At 63.2% G+C, this 2914-nt stretch carries 4 protein-coding genes; 3 read left to right on the plus strand and 1 reads right to left on the minus strand.

The window, feature by feature from the left end; all coding sequences use genetic code 11:
* The 3 genes from hemH to EOA33_RS30580 all read left to right on the plus strand — a co-directional run.
* A partial coding sequence (hemH, locus tag EOA33_RS30570; RefSeq protein WP_127407344.1) for a ferrochelatase occupies positions 1–932 on the plus strand: 932 nt, incomplete at its 5' end.
* Between the two features lie 136 nt (positions 933–1068).
* The gene (locus EOA33_RS30575; protein WP_127407345.1) at positions 1069–2016 is read left to right on the plus strand and encodes an SPFH domain-containing protein; all 948 of its coding nucleotides are present in this window, start codon (positions 1069–1071) and stop codon (positions 2014–2016) included.
* A gap of 41 nt (positions 2017–2057) precedes the next feature.
* Complete coding sequence (locus EOA33_RS30580) at positions 2058–2522, plus strand: NfeD family protein (RefSeq protein WP_126058425.1); 465 nt, start codon at positions 2058–2060, stop codon at positions 2520–2522.
* Between the two features lie 158 nt (positions 2523–2680).
* On the opposite strand, the gene EOA33_RS30585 is transcribed toward EOA33_RS30580, so the two are convergent.
* The coding region (locus tag EOA33_RS30585) for a CBS domain-containing protein (RefSeq protein WP_127407346.1) at positions 2681–2914 on the minus strand (234 nt) is incomplete at its 5' end.

Consider the following 2914-nt stretch of genomic DNA (forward strand, 5'->3'; position numbering starts at 1 on the left):
TCAGGCCGATGTGGCGCTACCTCAGGGAATTCCTCTCCGACCCGCGCGTCATCGAGCTCAATAAGGCGATCTGGTATCCGATCCTCTACGGGTTGGTGCTGACGACACGGCCGAAGAAATCGGGCGCCAACTACGCCAGGATCTGGAACCGGGAGAAGAACGAGTCGCCGCTGCGCACCTTTACGCGCGCCCAGGCGGAGAAGCTCGCCAAGGCGCTTGGCGACCTGCCGGATGTCATGGTCGACTGGGCGATGCGCTACGGCAACCCCTCGACCGCGAGCGTCGCCCGAGGACTGGTCGAGCAGGGCTGCGACCGCATCCTTTCCTTTCCGCTCTACCCGCAATATTCGGCGACAACCACCGCGACCGCCAACGATCAGCTGTTCCGCGCGCTGATGAAGATCAGGCGCGCGCCGGCGATCCGCAGCGTGCCGCCCTACTATGACGAGCCCGTCTACATCGAGGCCCTTGCCTGCTCGATCGAACGGCATCTGGCGAGCCTCGACTTCGAGCCGGAAGTGGTCATCGCCTCTTATCACGGCATCCCGAAACCCTATTCCGACAAGGGCGATCCCTATCAGGCCCATTGCCTGGAGACGACGAGGCTGCTGCGCGAGAAGCTTAGCTGGGACGAGAAGAAGCTGATCACCACCTTCCAGTCGCGCTTCGGCGCGCAGGAATGGCTGCAGCCCTACACCGATGTGACGGTCGAGAAGCTCGCCAAGGAGGGCGTCAAGTCGATCGCCATCGTCAATCCCGGCTTTTCTGTCGACTGTATCGAGACGCTGGACGAGATCGGCCGCGAGGCAGCCGAAACCTTCCACCATGCCGGCGGCGGGAACTTCGCCCACATCCCCTGCCTCAACGACAGCGACGAGGGCATGGCCGTGATCGAGGCGCTGGTGCGGCGCGAGCTGTCCGGCTGGGTGTGACCCGCTTCGCCGCCACAGCTTGAAACCGGTGCGCAAAAGCCTCCGCTATTCAATATTCGTGATCACCTGATTGTAACGCTGCGGAAACACACTTAAGTGATTTCGTGAAGTCGGCGCCTATTGAGGGAGAAACGAAATGGGCTTCAGCGGTTTCGATATTGCCATCATTGTTCTTGTCTTCCTGGTCATCATCCTTCTTTTCAAAGGCATCAGGACGGTGCCGCAGGGTTACAACTACACGGTGGAGCGTTTCGGCCGTTACACCAAGACACTGACGCCGGGTCTCAACATCATCAACCCCATCTTCGAGCGCATCGGCGCCAAGATGAACATGATGGAGCAGGTGCTTGATGTCCCCACGCAGGAGATCATCACCCGCGACAACGCCATCGTCGGCGTCGACGGCGTCGCCTTCTACCAGGTCCTCAACGCCCCGCAGGCGGCCTATCAGGTCGCCGGGCTGCAGAACGCCATCCTCAACCTGACGATGACCAACATCCGCACCGTCATGGGCTCGATGGACCTCGACGAATTGCTGTCCAACCGCGACGCCATCAACGAGCGCCTGCTGCGCGTCGTCGACGAGGCGGCGCATCCCTGGGGCATCAAGATCACCCGTGTCGAGATCAAGGACATCAACCCGCCGGCCAACCTGGTTGAATCGATGGGCCGCCAGATGATGGCCGAGCGCGACAAGCGCGCCCAGATCCTGGCCGCCGAGGGCCTCAAGCAGTCGCAGATCCTCGAGGCGGAGGGCCGCAAGGAAGCAGCCTTCCGCGATGCCGAGGCGCGCGAGCGTTCGGCCGAGGCCGAAGCCAAGGCGACCCAGGTCGTGTCCGAAGCCATCTCCAAGGGCGACGTGCAGGCGCTCAACTACTTTGTCGCCCAGAAATACACTGAGGCCTTGACCAGGATCGGTTCGGCCTCGAACAGCAAGATCGTGCTGATGCCGCTGGAGGCGTCGTCGCTGATCGGCACGCTGGGCGGCATCGGCGAGATCGCCAGGGAAGTCTTCAAGGCAGACGGCCCGTCCGGTACGCAGCGAGGCTCGCGGCCGCCGGTAGTGCGCTCCGGCGACAATTGATGGTCTCCACGATTTGATGTTTCCGCTCTGGGAGAGCGCACATGATTGATCGCATCATTTCCGAACTCGGCCCTTGGAACTGGATGGTCCTGGGCTTCGTGCTGCTGGTGATGGAAGTCGTCGCGCCCGGCGTCTTCATGCTGTGGATCGGCATCGCCGCCCTGATCGTCGGCGCGGTGTCGCTGCTCATCTGGGACGCCGCCTTCTGGACCTGGCAGCTCCAGGTTCTGGTCTTCCTGGTCCTGTCGCTGATCTCGGCCTTCGTCGGCAAGAAACTGGTCGGCGGTCGTCATGACGACGCCGATCAGCCGCTGCTCAACCGCCGCGGCGCGCAGATGGTCGGCCGCACCGCGACGCTGGCCGAGCCGATCAAGAACGGCCGCGGCCGCATCCGGCTGGGCGACACCCTGTGGCGCGTCTCCGGCCCGGATCTACCGGTCGGCACGCAGGTGCGCGTCACCGGCGCGGCCGATACCGATCTGGAACTGACCGTCGAGGCGATCTGAGGCGAGACCCTGATCAGGGCGTGTTGAGATTCAGGTCAGGCCGAGTCGGGAACGCCGACTTCGGAGAACCGGAGCGGAGCGTACTCGAAAGCACGTGAGCACCGGAAGCGCAGGACGTCCGCGTCGCAGGCCGGCATCGCCTGTATATCGACATACCCCTAAGCCGCGCCGATACGCAGCAGATCATGCAGGTGGACGAGCCCGACGGGGCGTCCGCCCTCCACCACCATCAGGCTTGTGATAGCGGAGGCGTTGATTGTCTGCAGGGCAGTCGCCACCAGCGTGTCCGGCGTCGCCGTCTTCGGTTTCCTGGTCATCACCTGATCGACGCTCATTGCCAGAAGGTCGTTGGCGATATGACGGCGGATATCGCCGTCGGTGATGATGCCGAT

It is taken from the genome of Mesorhizobium sp. M4A.F.Ca.ET.050.02.1.1, from assembly GCF_003997725.1.
In the GTDB taxonomy this organism is placed as follows: domain Bacteria; phylum Pseudomonadota; class Alphaproteobacteria; order Rhizobiales; family Rhizobiaceae; genus Mesorhizobium.